The sequence below is a fragment of the Sorangium sp. So ce281 genome, from assembly GCF_051527395.1.
In the GTDB taxonomy this organism is placed as follows: Bacteria; Myxococcota_A; Polyangia; order Polyangiales; family Polyangiaceae; genus Sorangium; species Sorangium cellulosum_B.
Window position 1 is genome coordinate 1,740,490 of the sequence record NZ_CP150322.1, and the last position, 16,051, is coordinate 1,756,540.

At 72.4% G+C, this 16,051-nt stretch carries 6 protein-coding genes; 4 read left to right on the forward strand and 2 right to left on the reverse strand.

What is annotated here, in order from left to right; genetic code table 11:
• Positions 1-45: 45 nt before the first annotated feature.
• The gene (locus tag WMF27_RS06595) at positions 46-5,127 is read right to left on the reverse strand and encodes a sensor histidine kinase (RefSeq protein WP_437769792.1); all 5,082 of its coding nucleotides are present in this window, start codon (positions 5,125-5,127) and stop codon (positions 46-48) included.
• A gap of 403 nt (positions 5,128-5,530) precedes the next feature.
• Here WMF27_RS06595 and WMF27_RS06600 point away from each other — a divergent pair, with 403 nt between their 5' ends.
• From WMF27_RS06600 to WMF27_RS06615, 4 genes are all read left to right on the forward strand, one after another.
• Complete coding sequence (locus tag WMF27_RS06600) at positions 5,531-6,661, forward strand: serine/threonine-protein kinase (RefSeq protein ID WP_437769791.1); 1,131 nt, start codon at positions 5,531-5,533, stop codon at positions 6,659-6,661.
• A gap of 197 nt (positions 6,662-6,858) precedes the next feature.
• The gene (locus WMF27_RS06605) at positions 6,859-7,974 is read left to right on the forward strand and encodes a prephenate dehydrogenase/arogenate dehydrogenase family protein (RefSeq protein WP_437769790.1); all 1,116 of its coding nucleotides are present in this window, start codon (positions 6,859-6,861) and stop codon (positions 7,972-7,974) included.
• Between the two features lie 627 nt (positions 7,975-8,601).
• A complete protein-coding gene (locus WMF27_RS06610; RefSeq protein ID WP_437943950.1) occupies positions 8,602-10,731 on the forward strand; it encodes a response regulator in 2,130 nt (709 codons plus the stop codon).
• 735 nt (positions 10,732-11,466) lie between these two features.
• A complete protein-coding gene (locus WMF27_RS06615; RefSeq protein WP_437769788.1) occupies positions 11,467-11,811 on the forward strand; it encodes a hypothetical protein in 345 nt (114 codons plus the stop codon).
• A 689-nt stretch (positions 11,812-12,500) separates the two neighbouring features.
• Here WMF27_RS06615 and WMF27_RS06620 read toward each other — a convergent pair.
• Positions 12,501-15,104 (reverse strand): GAF domain-containing protein, encoded by a 2,604-nt coding sequence (locus tag WMF27_RS06620; RefSeq protein WP_437769787.1) that lies wholly within the window; start codon positions 15,102-15,104, stop codon positions 12,501-12,503.
• Positions 15,105-16,051: the final 947 nt, after the last annotated feature.

Below are 16,051 nucleotides of genomic sequence, written 5' to 3' on the forward strand. Positions count from 1 at the left end.
TCGCGTCGGTTCGCGTCGGTTCGCGTCGGTTCGCGTCGGTTCGGGTCAGGCGTGCAGGCCGCCGAGTGTCGCCGACGCCGCGTGGCTCGCCGCCGGCCGCTCGCAGGGCAGCTCCACCGTGAACCGCGCCCCCTCGTCCGGCCGGCTGACGACGCGCACCGCGCCGCCGAGCGCCTCGACGATGCTCTTCACGACGTGGAGCCCGAGCCCGAGCCCGCCGAAATGGCGGCTCGACACCGCGCGCTCGAACCGGTCGAACACGTGCGGGAGCCGCCCTGCCGGGATCCCGATGCCCTGATCCTGCACCACGAGCTCTGCCGTGCCGTCCTGTCGCGCGACCGAGACGTCGATCGGCTTGCCCGCGCCGAACTTGAGGGCGTTGTCGAGCAGGTTCGAGACCACCTGCTCCAGCCTGCTCCTGTCCCACGAGCCCACGACGGACGGCTCGGCGCGCACGCTCACGGACGAGCCGGACTGCGCGATGCGCTCGGTGAGCCGCTCCAGGACGTCGTCCACGACCTCCGCGAGATCGACCGGCTCGACGTGCAGCTCGAGCCGGCCGGTATGGAGCTGCGACACGTCCAGCACGTCGTCGATCAGCCGGACGAGCCGTTGCACCTGCCGATCCATCCGTTGCAGGGCGCGCGACAGGCGCTCGTCGGACGCGTGGTCTCCCCGGCGGAGCAGCGCCTGGAGGCCGAGGCGCAGGGAGGTGACGGGCGTCCTGAGCTCGTGCGACGCGACGCTGAGGAACTCGTCGCGGACGCGCACCGCGTGCTGCGCCTCGCGGTAGAGGCGGGCGTTCTCGAGGGCGATCGCGATCTGGTCGGAGAGGAGCTCCAGCACGTGGACGCGAGCGCGCGTGAAGGCGTACGTGGTGAGGTTGTTCTCGAGGTAAACCACCCCGAGCCGCGCCTCGTTCCGCTGGATGGGCAGGACCAGGACCGACCGCGAGCCGCCCCCGGCGAAGTGAGGATCGTGGTCGCGCGCCGGCGCGCTGTCCGCGTCGTCGAGCACGAGGAGCTCGCACGCCATGTGGGCGTGCTCGACGACCCGCCGGGGGACCTCGCGCGACCGGGAGAGCGGCGTGCGCTCGATGGAGACCGGGGTGGCGACGGACCCCCGGGCCCGCACGAAGAGCTCCCCCTCTTCCTCGAGCACGAGCGCGCCGCGCTGCGCGCCGGCTGCCTCCAGGCAGACGCCCAGGAGCTTCTCGAGCAGCCGATCGAGCACGATCTCGCTCGAGAGGGTCTCGGCGGCCTTGAGCAGGCTGAGCGCGTCGAGGGCGACCGCCGGGAGCCGCTCCGCGAGCTCGGGCTCGTCGCCGGGCCCGCCGAGCCCGAACTCCTCCGCGAGCGCGTGGGCCTTCTCCGAGGCCCCCCAGCGGGCGAACCCCTGGTGCGCGGCGCTCAGGTACATGGCCGCGATCCGCGCCCGCCCGAGCCCGTGGTAGAAGCGCCCCGCCAGCTCGTTGCCGAGCGCAGCGATGTGGAGGAACCCCCCCCGCGTCGCCGCCTCGACCGCCTCGTCGTAGCGCGCGCCGGCGAGCTCGAACCTGCGCTCGACGCGGGCGATCTCCGCGTCGACGAGGAGGCGCCGCGGGCGGAAGTTCTCCGGGCAGCCGAGCTCCCACCTTCGCAGGGCGCGCTGCAGGTCGGCCACGCGCGCGAGCAGCGCGGCCCTCTCCTGCTCGTCGGCCTCATCGCATCGCCACAGCAGCGTGAGCGCGGTGAACAGCGCGTACTGGCACTCGGGGATGTAGCCGCCGAGAAAGTGAGTGAACGGGGCCGCCGCGTCGGCGTGGGCGATGGCCTGGGCCAGGTCCCGGAGCAGGTACGAGACCTGAAGGCGCCCGATGTGATACACGCACCTCGCCGGCCGCTCCCGCCGCGCCGCCTCGAGGAAGGCCCGCTCGTCGAACTCGGCGTCATCGGCCGCGTTCCGGCCCCTCGTCAGCCCCTTGAGGCACCGGATCGTCTGCCGGAAGGCGAGCTGGTGGAGGAGCGTCGACTTGTTGCCGGTCTGCCGGCTGAACGCGAACCCGTCGTTCAGATCGACCAGCACGCGATCGAGCTCCACCCCAGCGGCGAACGAGTGCGCCATGAGCCCCGTGCGCGCGTACGAGGCGAAGCGGAGCTCGCCGGACGACACGCCCAGCTCGATGATCTCTCGGAACGGCGCCCCGCTCGAGGCGAGCGGCGCGACCCACGGGTGAACGAACTCGTTGTACATGTACCGGGCGATCGTCTCCTGGGCGCGATCCTCGAACCGCCGCGCGAGCTCCACGGCGAGCTGGCCGAAGCCCTGGGCGCTCGAGAGGTCGCCCTCGGCCGCGAGGAGCATCGCGTGCCCTGCGTAGGAGAGGATCGACTCGCTCGAGTTGCCGTGCTTCAGCGCGAAGCAGACGCCGAGGGCGGCGAGGAGCACCAGCTGCTTCCGGTCCGCGAACCAGGCGGGGGCCACCATCTCGGCGAGGAGCCTCCTGCGGGCCCGCTCTTCCGGGCTGGTCACGCGGGGGAGATCGACGAGCGATTCGGGCGAGCGCTCCGCGAGGTACCTGGCGATGACCCGCCTTCGCGCCGCGATCTCGCTGTCGAGGTCCGCCAGGGACAGCTCGACCCCGAAGTGCGCGCGCAGCGCGTCGCGCCCCCAGCCGAGCGCCAGATCGTGATCGCCGGTGATCGTCGCGCTCATGATCCGGAGCGCCTCCAGATCGACCTTCTCCGGGATCGACGCCGCGTGGCGGAGCCCCTCCTCCACGAGCGCGCGGGCCGCCGCGTGCTGATCGGTCAGCGCGGCGCACTCCGCCGCGTCGCGGTGGAGGGAGAACCAGAGCTCGTAGCGTGAGCGGAAGGCGCCGTCCGGCAGCAGGCGGAGGCCGCTGCGGAAGTACGCGAGCGCCGGGCCGAAGGCCGCGGCGCGGCGCGCCTTCACGCCGGCGCGGTGGTTGAGCTCGGCGAGGTGGCCCCGCTGCTCCGCGTCGAGCAGCGCGGCGCCGAGGTTCAGCTGGTCCGCGGCGTCGAACAGCGCCGCGTCCGTCCCGTTGGTGCAGGTGGCCTCGAGGAAGCGACCGATCTCCAGGTGCAGCCGCATCCGCAGCTGCTCCGGCCCGAGCTCGTAGGCCGTCTGCTGGACCCGATCGTGGACGAACCGGATCGCGAGCCCCGCCTCGTGCTCGCACGTGCCGTCCGGCGCGACGAGCCCCTCGCGGAGCGGCTGGACGAGCGACGCGGTCGTCTCGTCCACGGATCGGCCGAGCACCGCCGCGATGAGCCTGAGCTCCGCGCGCCTGCCGATGCACGCGGCGACCTGCAGGAGCTCCTGCGCCGCTTCGGGCAGCCTGCGGACGGACTCCGACATCAGCTGGACCACGTTGTCGGTGACCCCGATCCGCTCGATCCGGGCGAGATCCCACGTCCATGTCGAGCGGATCGCGTCGAAGAGGAGCAGGCCTTTCTCCTGGAGCGATCGGAGGAGCTGGCGGATGAAGAAGGGGTTCCCCGCCGTCTTGGCGAGGAAGAGCCCCGCGAGAGGGCGCGCCCGCTCCGGCTCGCAGCGGAGCGCCTCGGCCAGCAGCGCGACGACCGCCTCGACGCCGAGCGGGCCGAGCGAGAGGTGGGTCATCGGGGGGACCTGCGCGCCCCGGATCTCCTCGATGGTCTGGTGGAGCGGGTGCGCGGCGCCGACTTCCCTCGACCGGTACGCGCCGAGCAGGAGCACGTGCTTGCTGCCTGGATCCGCGGCGAGGGCGCGGAGGACGCGGAGCGACGCGGCGTCCGTCCACTGGAGATCGTCGAGGAAGATCGCGAGCGGCGGCCGCTGGCTGGCCACCGCGCGCACGAAGTCCTGGATCGCGAGCAGGAAGCAGTTCTCCGCGCGCGTCGGATCCGCGGCCGGCGGCGCGGGCGCGTCCCCGAGGAGTTCGGTGAGCTCCGGGCAGAGCTCGCCGAGGGCGCGGCTCCGCTCGCTGACGGCCTCCCTGAGCTGCGCGCGGCTCTCCTCCGGCTCGGCGCGGAGCGCGGCGGCGAGGGCGCGGAGCGCCTCTGCCAGGGACGCATAAGGGACGTTCGCCGCACGCAGGTCGAACTTGCCCTTGATGAACCGCCCGCCTCGCTCGGCGACGGCCGCCTGCAGCGCCTCGACGAGCGCGGTCTTTCCGACGCCTGCCTCCCCGGTCACCAGCGCGAGCTCCGTCCCGCCGTTCGACACGCGGGCGAGCGCGCCGCGCAGCGCGGCGAGCTCGCGCTCGCGGTCGATCAAACGCTCGGGCAGCGGGAGCCGCCGCGCGAGGTCCATGCGGCCGAGCTCGAACGGCGCGATGGTGCCTGCGGCGCGCCATCGCCTCTGCGCCTCGTGGAGGTCCTGGGCGAGGCACTCGGCGCTCTGGTACCGCAGGTCCGGCATCTTCGCGAGGAGCCGCTGCACGAGCTCGGAGAGGACCGCCGGGACGCTGGGGCTCGCGACGTGCGCGGGCACGGGGCTCCTCGCCATGTGGGCGTGCACGAGCGCGAGCGGATCGGCGTCCTTGAAGGGCGGCGCGCCGGTGAGCATGGCGTAGAAGGTCGCTCCCAGCGCGTACAGATCCGAGCGCGCGTCGATGAACCAGCAGGTGCGCCCTAGCTGCTCGGGGGACAGGAAGGGGAGCGCGTCGAGCTTCTCGAGCTCCACGGCGCGGGGCATGCTCGTCAGCTCGGCCGCGTCCGAGAAATGGACCAGGGTGACCTGCCCGTCCTCGCCGAGGACCACGCGGCCCGGGGCGATCGCGCGATGGACGACGCCGCGCCCGTGAATGCGCGCGCACGTCTCCGCGAGCGCGATGGCGACGTCGAAGAACGCGTCCAGCGCGAGCGGCCCTCGCGCGAGCCGCCGCTCGAGGTCCTCGGGGCCTGCGTCCTCGAGGAGCAGCGCCGGCATGCTCTCCGGGCCCTCCAGCGCGAGCGGCCGCACGACCCCCGGCACGTCGAGCCGGCGCAGGAAGGCGTGCTCGCGCAGCAGGAGGGCCGCCGCGCCCGGGGCTGGATGACGCCCCCGAACGGTTTTCTGCACGACCATCCTCCCGGCAAGCCTCTGCCTGCAGAGCAGAAATCGGCTGCAGCGGTGGACCTCAGTCGCTTCCGCCCGAGTCATACGCGTTCCCCCTCGCGCGTTGCCGCGAGACTATAAAGCAGGATGTGTGCTGGTGCGAGCCGGGAAGTCCCGGGTCTCGTGATATGGGAGAGACATCGGGTTGTGCGCTTCGCGCGGTCGCGCGGCGGCGCCGCCGCCTCCTCCCTCTCGGCACGACGACGCGCGCGCTGCGCGGCCTCCCCCTCGTCGCGAGGGTTCCCCTCCAGCGGTCTTTTGCCAGGCCGTGGGCCCGCGCGGGCAGGCGTGAACGTGAAATGGGCAGCCGTGAAAGGGGCAGCGCGGCGCCGGCCTCGAGCTCCGGCGACGACCGCCAATCCGGCGAGCGAAGGTGCTAGGATGAATCAGCGCATGTACGGGGGGCGGGCGGCTGCCCCCGCGCCGGTGCGCGCTGCGGGGAGCTCTGATGAACGCACCTGTCGTGGCAGGGGACGTGATCGCCGAGAAGTACCGGGTCGACAGGATCTCGGGCAGCGGTGAGCTGGGGACAGTGGCCTTCGCGAGCCACCTCGTGCTTCCGCAGCGGGTCGCGATCGAGCTCCTGCTCGCCGACGGCAGCCCGGAGCGCGTGGAGCGCTCGCTGCGGGAGGCGCGCGCGGCGGTGGCGCTCAAGGGGGAGCACGTCGCGCGCGTGCTCGACGTCGGCCAGCTCGCCTCGGGGGTCGCGTACATCGTCACGGAGCACCTCGACGGGCAGGACCTCTCCGAGCTGCTGCGCGGCCGCGGCCGGCTCGAGCTCTCGGAGGCCATCGATTGGGTGCTGCAGGCCTGCGTGGCGGTGGCCGAGGCGCACGCCGCGGGGATCGTTCACCGCGACCTCGAGCCGGCGCGCCTGTTCCTCGCGACGACCCCCGGCGGCGCGACGCTCCTCAAGGTGCTCGGCTTCGGCGCGTCCAGGGAGCTGCCCGGCGCGAGCGACGGCGGCGCGCCGGCGCAGGCGCGGGAGGAGCTCGGCGCGCCGCTCTACATGTCGCCGGAGCGGATGCGATCCTCGGTCGCCGTCGACGCCCGCGCCGATGTCTGGTCGCTCGGCGCGATCCTGTACCGGCTCCTGACCGGGCGGCCGCCGTTCGAGGCGAGCTCGCTCGCCGATCTCGCGCCGCGCATCGCGAGCGCGGCGCCGGCGCTCCCGAGCGCGCTGCGGTCCGACATCCCCCCTGCCATCGACCGCGTGCTCCTCTGCTGCCTCGAGAAGGACCCCGCGCGGCGGCCCACGAGCGTGGCCGAGCTGGCGATCGCGCTCGCCCCTCACGCGTCGGCGGAGGGCCAGGATCACGTGGAGCGGGCCGCGCGCCTCCTCGGCGCGACGCTCCCGCGGCGCCCCCGCGCCTCGCTCCCGACGATCGGGCTCGGGCTCCGCGCGAGGCCCCGTCCGTCCGAGAGCGCCGGACCGAGCTCGGAGGCGGGCCCGGTGACCCAGCGGTACGGCGCGTACGGCGCGCAGGACACGGGGCGCAACAGGGCGCGCATCGCGCTGATCGCCGCCGTCGCGTCGCTGCTCGCGATCCTCGGCGTGGCCGCGACGCAGCTCAGGTGAGCGGGCGCCGGCCGAGCCGCCGCGGGCGCAGGAGCGCCGCCTCCGGCCGTCGCCGGAGGGGCATCGTCGCCGCGAGCGCGGCAGGCGTGGAGAAGCCGGAGAGCCGTCCTGTCTCCCACGGACGCGGTCGCAGATCCTCGCGGCTATGCCGAGAAAACGTGACATCCGCGTAGACCGGCTGTCGTAGTATCCGCCGCATGCCGCGTTCTCTCCCACATTCCGGGGGCGGTCTCGCTCCGCCCGCGCGCATTGGCAAGGTCGCATTCCTCGGGTATGGCCGCTTCGGCGCGGCGCTCGGGTCGTTGCTCCACGATGCGGGGATCTCGGTGCGCGCGTTCGACCCTTCTGCGGAGATCCGCGGCGCCGCGCGGGCCGCCTCGCTCCCGGAGCTCGTGGACGGCGCGGAGCTCGTCATCGTCGCCGTCCCGGTGCCGGCGGTGCGCGAGGCCCTCCTGTCGCTGCGGCCGCACCTTGCGCCGGGGCAGCTGGTGGCCGACGTGGGCAGCGTGAAGAGCGTGCCGTCGAGCGCCATGGCCGAGGTGCTCGGCGAAGGCCGGCCCTGGGTGGCGACGCACCCGCTGTTCGGCCCGGCGAGCCTCGCCCGCGGCGAGCGCCCGCTGCGCGTCGTCGTCTGCCCGAACCCGGCGCACCCGGACGCGGTGCGCCGCATCGTCGCGCTGTTCGAGCGGATCGGCTGTCAGGTGCTGGAGCAGGCGCCGGAGGAGCACGACCGCGTCATGGCCTTCACGCACGCGCTCGCGTTCTTCATCGCGAAGGGCATGATGGACGCGGGCGTGCCCGCTGGCGCGCCCTACGCGCCGCCCTCGTTCCAGGGCATCGCGCACACGATCGAGACGGTGCGCGTGGACGCGGGGCACCTGTTCGCCGCGCTGCACCGCGAGAACCCCTTCGCGGGCGAGGCGCGCCGCCGCCTCATCGACGCGCTCGTCGCCGTCGATCGAAGCCTCGACGTCCCGACCAAGGACGCCGCGCCCGAGGACCTCGCCGCGCTCGCGATCCCCGATCTCGGCGCGCTCTCTCCCGAGCTCCGCGAGACGCGGGAGCTCATCGACGACCTGGATCTGGAGCTCGTCGGCCTGCTCGCGCGGAGGGCCGAGCTCGTCCAGCGCGCCGGGCGCGCCAAGGCCACGATCGGGGCGGCGGTCCGGGATCCGGTCCGCGAGGCGCGGCTGATGGAGTCGCGCCGCCGCTGCGCCGTCGAGCTCGGCCTCGACCCCGACGGCGTCGCCGAGGTCTTCGAGGTGATCCTCCGGCACTCGCGCTCGCTCCAGGAGCGGCGCTCCGCCGTCTAGCGCGCGGCGCAGGCGGCGGGCTCCTCACCACCGAAACACGAGGCACACCGAGCGCCTCGAGCGGGGTATCGACAGAGGGTCAGGAGAGCGTCGATGCATCGCCGTCCACGCCACTTGCGTCGGTTTTCTTCGTGTTCTCTCCAATTCTCGCGCTGCTCTCACGGCCTCTTCGAGGGAGGCGCTCGTGGCGCACGAATTCCTCCTTCCACGCTGGCGTGCTCCGGTGTAGGGTCTGCGTGCGGGGATCATGCAGCGGCGTCAGGCGCCTCCTTGTGGATACTGCAGGCGAGGCCTGGGTCGCAGGTAAGACAGCGCCTCGATTACGATACGAGCTCGTCGGCGCAGCGCAGCGCACGGGAGGGCTGGAATGGATCTGCGGAGCGGCCATGCCGGGCGGGCTGAGCGTGGCGGGCGTGCTCACCCTCTGCGGCGGGCGCGCGCTGCGTCACCGCGGCGACGTGGTTTCCCCGAGCCTCCCCGCACGGAGCGCTGGAGCGGGCCGGAGCGGACGCGGCAGACGCCGCCCGAAAGCGGTGGACACAGCCCCATTCCTGAGGATGCTGCGAGGCTGGCCGCGGCGCTGACAACGGAGCAAGGGGGGCAAGGAGACGCGGGATGAGGGCAGACGTGGGCAGAGTCAACATCCTGATCGTTGACGACAGGCCTGAGCAGCTCCTCTCCCTGGAGGCAGTCCTCGCGCCGCTCGGCGAGAACATCGTCAAGGCGGCGTCCGGGAGGGAAGCGCTTCGCCATCTCCTTCAGGAGGAGTTCGCGGTCATCCTCCTCGACATCAAGATGCCTGAGATAGATGGGTTCGAGACGGCGACGCTCATCCGCAAGCGGCGGAGCACGCTGCACACGCCGATCATCTTCCTGACGGCGCACACCGAGCGCGTCTATGTCGAGCGCAGCTATTCGCTCGGGGCGGTCGATTACATCATGACCCCGTTCGCCCCCGAGGTCCTCCGCACCAAGGTGTCAGTCTTCGTCGATCTCTTCAAGAAGACACAGAAGATCAAGCTCCAGGCGGAGTCGCTGCGCGCGCACGCGCAGCAGCTCCAGCGGCTCAACCGCGCCGCGCTCACGATCAACTCGGCCCTGTCGCTCGACGCCATGGTCGCGGCGATCACGGAGGCGGCCCGCGACGTCGGCGGCGCCCATCAGGCGATGACCCTCGTGAAGCTGGAGCGGCCCGGTGAGCGGGCGCGGACCGCGGTGTCGCTCTCGGAGCGGTACACGACGTTCCAGAAGGAGGCGCCTCCCCCCATCGCCGGCAAGCTGTGCGCGCTCGTCTGCGCCAGGAACAGGCCTCTCCGGCTGACGCAGCGAGAGCTCTCGCTGCACCCGGAGTGGCTGGACAACCTCGGGCAGAGGCCGCCGCCGCGGGGGTACCTCGCGGCGCCCCTCACCGCGGCCGACGGCCAGAACATCGGGACCATCCAGCTCTCGGATCGGAACGACGGCGAGTTCTCCGACGACGACGAGACCGTCCTCGTGCAGCTCGCGCAGCTCGCTTCCATCGCCATCCAGAACTGCGTGCACGCCGAGGCGCGCGAGGCGAACCGCTTGAAGGACGAGTTCCTCGCCACGCTCTCCCACGAGCTGCGCAGCCCGCTGAACGCGATCCTCGGCTGGACGCACCTCCTGCGGTCCGAGCCGTTCGATGAGCAGCGGGTGTCCCACGGGCTCGAGGTGATCGAGCGCAACGTGGCCGCGCAGACGAAGCTCATCGAGGATCTCCTCGACGTCTCGCGGGTCACGACGGGCAAGCTGAGCATCAGCGCCGCGCCGATGGCGCTCGCGCCCGTCGTGGAGACCGCCATCGACGCGATCCGCCCCGCCGCCGAGGCGAAGGGCCTCACGATCGACGTCTCGCTCGACCCCGACATCGAGGTGAACGGCGACGCGGATCGGCTGCAGCAGGTCGTCTCGAACCTCACGTCCAACGCGCTCAAGTTCACGCGTCACGGGGACCATATCCTCGTCTCCCTCCGGCGGGCCGGCGCGACGGCGGAGCTCACGGTGCGCGACACGGGGGAGGGGATCGCGCCGGATTTCCTCCCGCTCGTCTTCGAGCGCTTTCGCCAGGCCGACAGCACGAGCCGCAGGACGCACGCGGGCCTCGGCATCGGGCTGTCCCTTGTGCGCCAGCTCGTCGAGATCCACGGCGGCTCGGTCGTGGCCGACAGCCCCGGGTTGCACAAGGGGTCCACGTTCGTGGTCCGGCTCCCGCTCCTCGGGGTCGAGCGCAGCTCGCTCACGGCGCTCACGAGGGAGGGACGGTCGCGCTCGCTCGCGTGCTCGGAGTCCGCGTCCAACCTCGGTGGGGTCCGCGTCCTGCTCGTCGAGGACGACGCGGACGCCAGGGAGCTCCTTCAGGAGGTGCTGTCGCAGCACCACGCCGAGGTGACGGCCGTGGCCTCGGCCCACGAGGCGCTCGCGGCGTTCTGCGCGGATCTCCCGCACGTGCTCGTGAGCGATATCGCCATGCCGGGCGAGGACGGCTATGAGCTCATCCGCGCCATCCGCCGGCGTCCGCCGCAGGCCGGCGGCGATCTGCCCGCGCTGGCCCTGACGGCCTATGCTCGCAAGGAGGACCAGAAGCGCGCGCTCGACGCCGGCTTCCACATGCACGCAACGAAGCCGATAGAGCCCGCCGCCCTCGTGGCCGCCGTGGCCAGCCTCGCGGCCCGGGCCCGCGCAGGCGACCTCCCCTGCGCCCGGGAGCGAGGGTCGAGCGAGGAGATCAACCTGTGATGATCGCGCGGAGGCGAGGGGCCGCGGGCGCTCCATAGCGGCGCGCCTCCGCGTTCTCTACCGCTCTCAAATCCAACCTGAGCTCGCCCGCTACCTTGCCCGGCCCGCCAGCGATATCGGGTCTCTCCCCAGCGTGCCCGCGCTCATGAGCAGGGACGAGGACCATGGTCGATGGGCATTGGGCCTGGGACTTGCACTTCATGCCGCGAACGTGTCCTCATGACCAGACAGGGAGCCGACCCATCGGCGGCCAGACGAGGCGCGTCCGCGCTGCAGTCGGGCTCTGTTCGCGTGTTGCGCGGCGCCGGCGCCGCTCCTCCAGGTCGCTCACGCGAGCAGGCTTTGGCTCATGGGGCCCTCACCTCTGGAGGTCCATCCGTCATGGCGGATGATCTGTCAGGCACAGTCGTTCTTCACGCGTCATGTTCGCCCGCGCCGATGTAGGCGAATGTGCTTGACTGGTGGGTGCTCACGGGAATGCGCCCACATGCAACGATGATGCAGTGAGACAAAAAGCTTGCGTAATCCAGTATGGTGGCCTATTGTCCACCATAACGGAATCACCACGGAGTTGACACCGACCCATCGAACGCAGCGTGCTCATAGCGCTTTTGGAAACGCACCTTTTGCGCGAATTTGCGTGGATTGAGTCGCTTGGCGGTGTGGAGCGGTGATCGGCGCGGGGTTCTGCCGAGTCATTCTTTGGGGGGGACAACCCAACGGAGAGAACGAACCATGAACGCTTCGAAGAGCATCTTTGCAAGCGCGCTGCTGCTAGGCGCGACCATGATGATGATCGGCGCCGGATGCGGCGATGACGGGGAGACCACCACCACCTCCACCTCGACGAGCTCGGCGACGGGCACGGGCGGCGAGGGCGGCGGCACCGGCGGCGCCGGCGGCGAAGGCGGCGCGGGCGAGGGCGGCGGCACCGGCGGCGAAGGCGGCGCGGGCGAGGGCGGCGGCACCGGCGGCGCGGGCGGCGCGGGCGGCGCGGGCGAGGGCGGCGGCACCGGCGGCGCGGGCGGCGCGGGCGGCGCGGGCGGCGCGGGCGGCGCGGGCGGCGCGGGCGGCGCCTGAGTCGAGCGTGTCGATAGCGGCCATCCCTCGCCGAGCCCGCGGTACGGCGGGCGGGGGATAGGCTGTTGGAGCGCCACTCATTACCTCCCGTCCCCATGCGCCTTCGCGGCCGCATGGCTCGGTCTGGCTTTGTTCGGCGCTCTATCGCGATGTGCAGATTCGTGGAATGCTAGCTCGACCGCCAGGCCAGCGCGTGAGGCGTGCGAACGTGCGCTGAAGCGAGCCGAACGACGCGGATGAGCCCGTAGCGCACGAAGATGCGCCCCGCTGCAGGCTCGGGAATCACGGGTGGGCCGGGAGACGGCAGGTGCTTTGGGTCTTCCCTCCGTCCCGTGGTGTCCCGAGCATTTTGATTTCAGGACATGTGCCTGTCAGCGCCGGCCTCGAGGGGCTGTCTGCGCTGCCGTCGCGCGCTCCACCGCGCTGCCACGTGCCTTTCACGCTGCGGCGTACCTTGTTCGCACGACTGCGTTCCCCTCCGCGCTTGCACGCATCTCGGACGGAGCCATGGCGCAGGCGCGTCCACGCTATGCATGTTTTGCGGCCCCTCTGGTGCCGGCGTCATGGATTTTCCAGAGGGGATGTCCCCTCCGCGATGTGAGCTTTGCCCGCGGCGCCCCGGGACGCCGCGCTGAAGTCCTTCGTTTCCTGTCGGGCGGGACGGACCGGACGACAGCGTGCTAGCGGGGCTAGCGCGCCTCGTTGCAGCGCCGAAGCTCGCTCGTGGGGCTAGCGTCGCGGTTGCACGCGCGGAGCTCCTCGGTGAGGCGGGCGACCTCGTCGACGAGGGCCTCGTTGCAGCGACGGAGCTCGCGCGAGGTGCTCTGCGCGTCACGGTGGCGCAACGCGTTGTGCACGGCCACCGCCGCCTGCGATGCGAGGAGGCCGCAGAGCTCGACCTGGCCGGCGCGGAACGCGCCAGCGGTCGCGCCGTTCTCTGCGTAGAGCACGCCCGTGAGGCGGCCCTGATGCGTCATGGCGAGGCACAGGATCGAGCGAAGGCCGCCCTCGAGCAGGTAAGGGTCGTCCGCGAACCGCTCGTCCATGGCCGCGCTGGTGAGGGCGATCGGCTGCTGTGTCTGGGCGACATGCTGGACGACGCTCGCGGCGAGATCGGCGGTGGACTCGAGCGGCGTCGCGGGTCCGACGCGGACCCCTCCGCGGTCGCCGTCGAGCTCGGCCTCGATGGTCAGCGCGCCGTCGCGCGCGAGGAGCAGCACGGCGCGCTGCGCCCCCGCGCTCTCGCTCAGGGCCCGGAGGAGCCGCTCGAAGAGGCGCTCCAGGACGAGCTCCCCGCAGAGCGCGCGCGAGACGCGGAGGAGGGCGAACGCGTCGAGCGACGTGGGGCGCTCCGTGCTCGCCGGGAGCGCGGACTCCGGCGGACGGCTCTGCTGCCCGACGAGCGCGGCGCGCGCCACGAGGTGCGGGTACTTTCGCGACAGCTGTCGCGCTTTGGCCTGCGCGCCCCACCGCAGATAGCCCTCGTGGGCGTCGGCCATGTAGACGTGGGCGATCCTCTCCCTGCCGCTCGCCAGGTGGAACTTCGCGCAGAGCTCGCTGGCGAGCGCCTCGTCCCGGACGAAACCGTTCACCTTCGCCGACTCGATCGCCTGATCGTAGAGCTTCATCGCCGCGAGCTCCTCGCCGGCGGCGCGCGCGGACTCCGCGCGGAGGAGGAGGTGCTTGTGACGGTAGTTGTCCGGGCACCGCTCGGCCCACTCCGAGAACCGATCGCGGTAGCGCGCCACCGAGACGGTGGTCAGCTGCCGGCCGCGCGCCAGCGCGGGCGAGAGCAGCGTCAGGCAGGTGTAGAAGAACACCTCGGTCGCGAGGTGATCATCGACGCCGCCCTGCATCCTCGCCTCGGCCAGCGAGCCCATCCGTAGCGCCCCCTCGTGGTCCTCGTTGAGGAAGCAGATCTGCTGCCGCAACGCGTAGTGGACGCGTGCGGCGGCGCCGTACGCCGGCGCCGAGAGCTTCGCCTCATCCCCTGCGTCGTCGAGATCGCCGTGGCTGGGCGGGCGGGACGAGCCGGCGCGCGTCGCGTCCATCAGGTCGTCGAGCGCGCGTCGCACCCCGGTCAGCGCGAGGGCGGCGAGCTCCTCCCTCGCGCGCCGCACGAGCGAGAGGAACCCGTCGACCTCGGCCCGCACCGCCTCGCACTCGTCGCCGAGCCCGAATCGAACGAGCGCGGTGTGGACGCACGCCTGGGACAGGTAGGTGAGGTCGCCCGTCCTGTGGCCCGCCTCGAGCGCGGCCTGGAAGAGATCGAGGCTAGAAAGGAGGTGATCGGTGAAGACGCTGACGTGGGCCCCGAGCACGACGCGCAGCCGGCAGGAGAGCTCGGGCTGTCCGGACCGCTCGTTCATCTCGAGCGCGAGCTGGCCGAGCTCGTAGGCCTCGTCGTAGCGGCGGAGCACCCGCGCGGCGACCCAGGCGTAGGCCATGTAGCCGTACGGGGAAACTCCGCCATGGCCGCGCTCCAGCGACAGGTTGACCTGCCTGGCCGCGATGAACGTGCAGAGCGGCGGGTTCACCGTTGCGGCGGGGAGCATGAGGGCCATGAGGAGCCGGAGCGCCGCGCGGGTCCGGGCGTCCGACGCCTCGGGCTCGTCGAGCAGATCCTTGAGCCGGCGCGTGCCGAGCGCGGCGCGCGCGGCCGCGAGCTCGGCGTCTGCCGCCGCCTTCCGCCCCGGCCCGTCCTCGGGGAGGGGGACGCCGAGCATCGCGAGGGCCGTCTTTCCGAGCGCCACCGCCTCGTCGAGCCGGCCCTGGGTTGTGTACACGGCGATGCGCAGCTCGTGCGCCCTGGCCCGCTCGAGATCCGAGCGCGCCTCCGCCGCGAGCACGTCGAGCAGCGCCTCCGCGCGATCGAGCCGGCCGCCGAGGTGCGCGCACTCGGCCGCCTCCGCGTGCAGCGAGAAGGCGATCTCGTGGTCTCGCTTGAAGCTCCCGTCCGGCAGCGCCGCGATCCCGGCCTCGAAGAGATCGGCGGCCGCCGGGGTCGCGCCCCGCTCCCTCGCCTTGCGGCCCGCGGCGAGGTTCATCGCGGCGAGCGCCGCCCGCTCGCGCGGCTCGACGATCAGGGGCGCGCCGAGGTTCAGGTGGTGCGCGGCCTCGAAGAGCGCCTCGTCCGAGCGCTCGCGCTGCGATCGCGCCTCGGCCATGCGCCCGAGGCGCAGGTGGACCGCGCGCCGCTCCGCGTCAGGGAGGGCGGCGTAGGCGTCGATCTCGATCTTCAGCACCTGCGCACGCGCAGTGCGCTCGTCAGCGGGCTTGCAGAGCAACTTCATCGCCATCTCCGAGGCGATCGCGGGGGGGCGCCGGCGGCGAGGCGGGGCTGGCGCGGGGGGGCCGCGCAGTCGCACCTTCGCTCGCAGGGAGCTCCGTCGTGATCGTAGATGGGTAGGGGATCATGGAGCAGCCGGCGCCCGCGGTCGCGGGCTCCTCCAGCGGGAATACGTCCGCCGGAGTCGCGTGACAGCATCCTACCTTAAGTGGGCGTGGGTGCGCTACGGTGGTAGGCGCCCGTCTTCTCGGCCTGCCCGCGCGGCCGGCCACCCGCGGAGCCGAGGGAGGGCGGCCCCGGGGTCCGCGCGAGCGGCTCGCGGCTCCCGGCGCCCGCCCGGCGTCAGGACCGCCCCGGCGTCAGGGCCTTGCGCGCGAGCAGCCCGCCCCATCGCCTGCGCCTCGCCGGGCCAGGCGGCGTCCAAGATGCCAGTCGCCCGCGCCTCGACGGCAGCGGCGAGCGACTCGGCCAGATCTCGACCATCGATGATCTGGATCCGGAACAGGCGGTGTCCGGGCGAGAGATGCCCTATCCATCTCTGTCGGCGCGCGCCTGCCAGCGCGTGAGTCGATCGATCGCGCGACCGGGGTCGAATGGCCGGTTCGCCCGGGAGCGACGGTGTGAGAGAGGACATGAAGCGGCGCTGAACGAACGCGTCCTCCTGCCCGGATGAGCCCGCATCCAGCGAGAAAAGTTTGGATTTTTCAACTTCGCGAGAAGCTTGAAAGGCGCGGGCCATGGTCCGCATCCTGCAATGTTTCCAGTGTGCCCGCGTCGAGGCGGGAGAGGAGATGCAGTATGTGGTCTGTCTTGAGAGCACGGAGCGCCCTCTGCGGCGTCATCTGCTGTAGCGCCGGGTGTATGTCCTCGGAGGCTGCGGACGTTGTGGTGGAGGGCGAACCGGGAGGCGGCAGCGGCGGTGCGGCGCGAGCGAACGCCGAGCACGCCTCG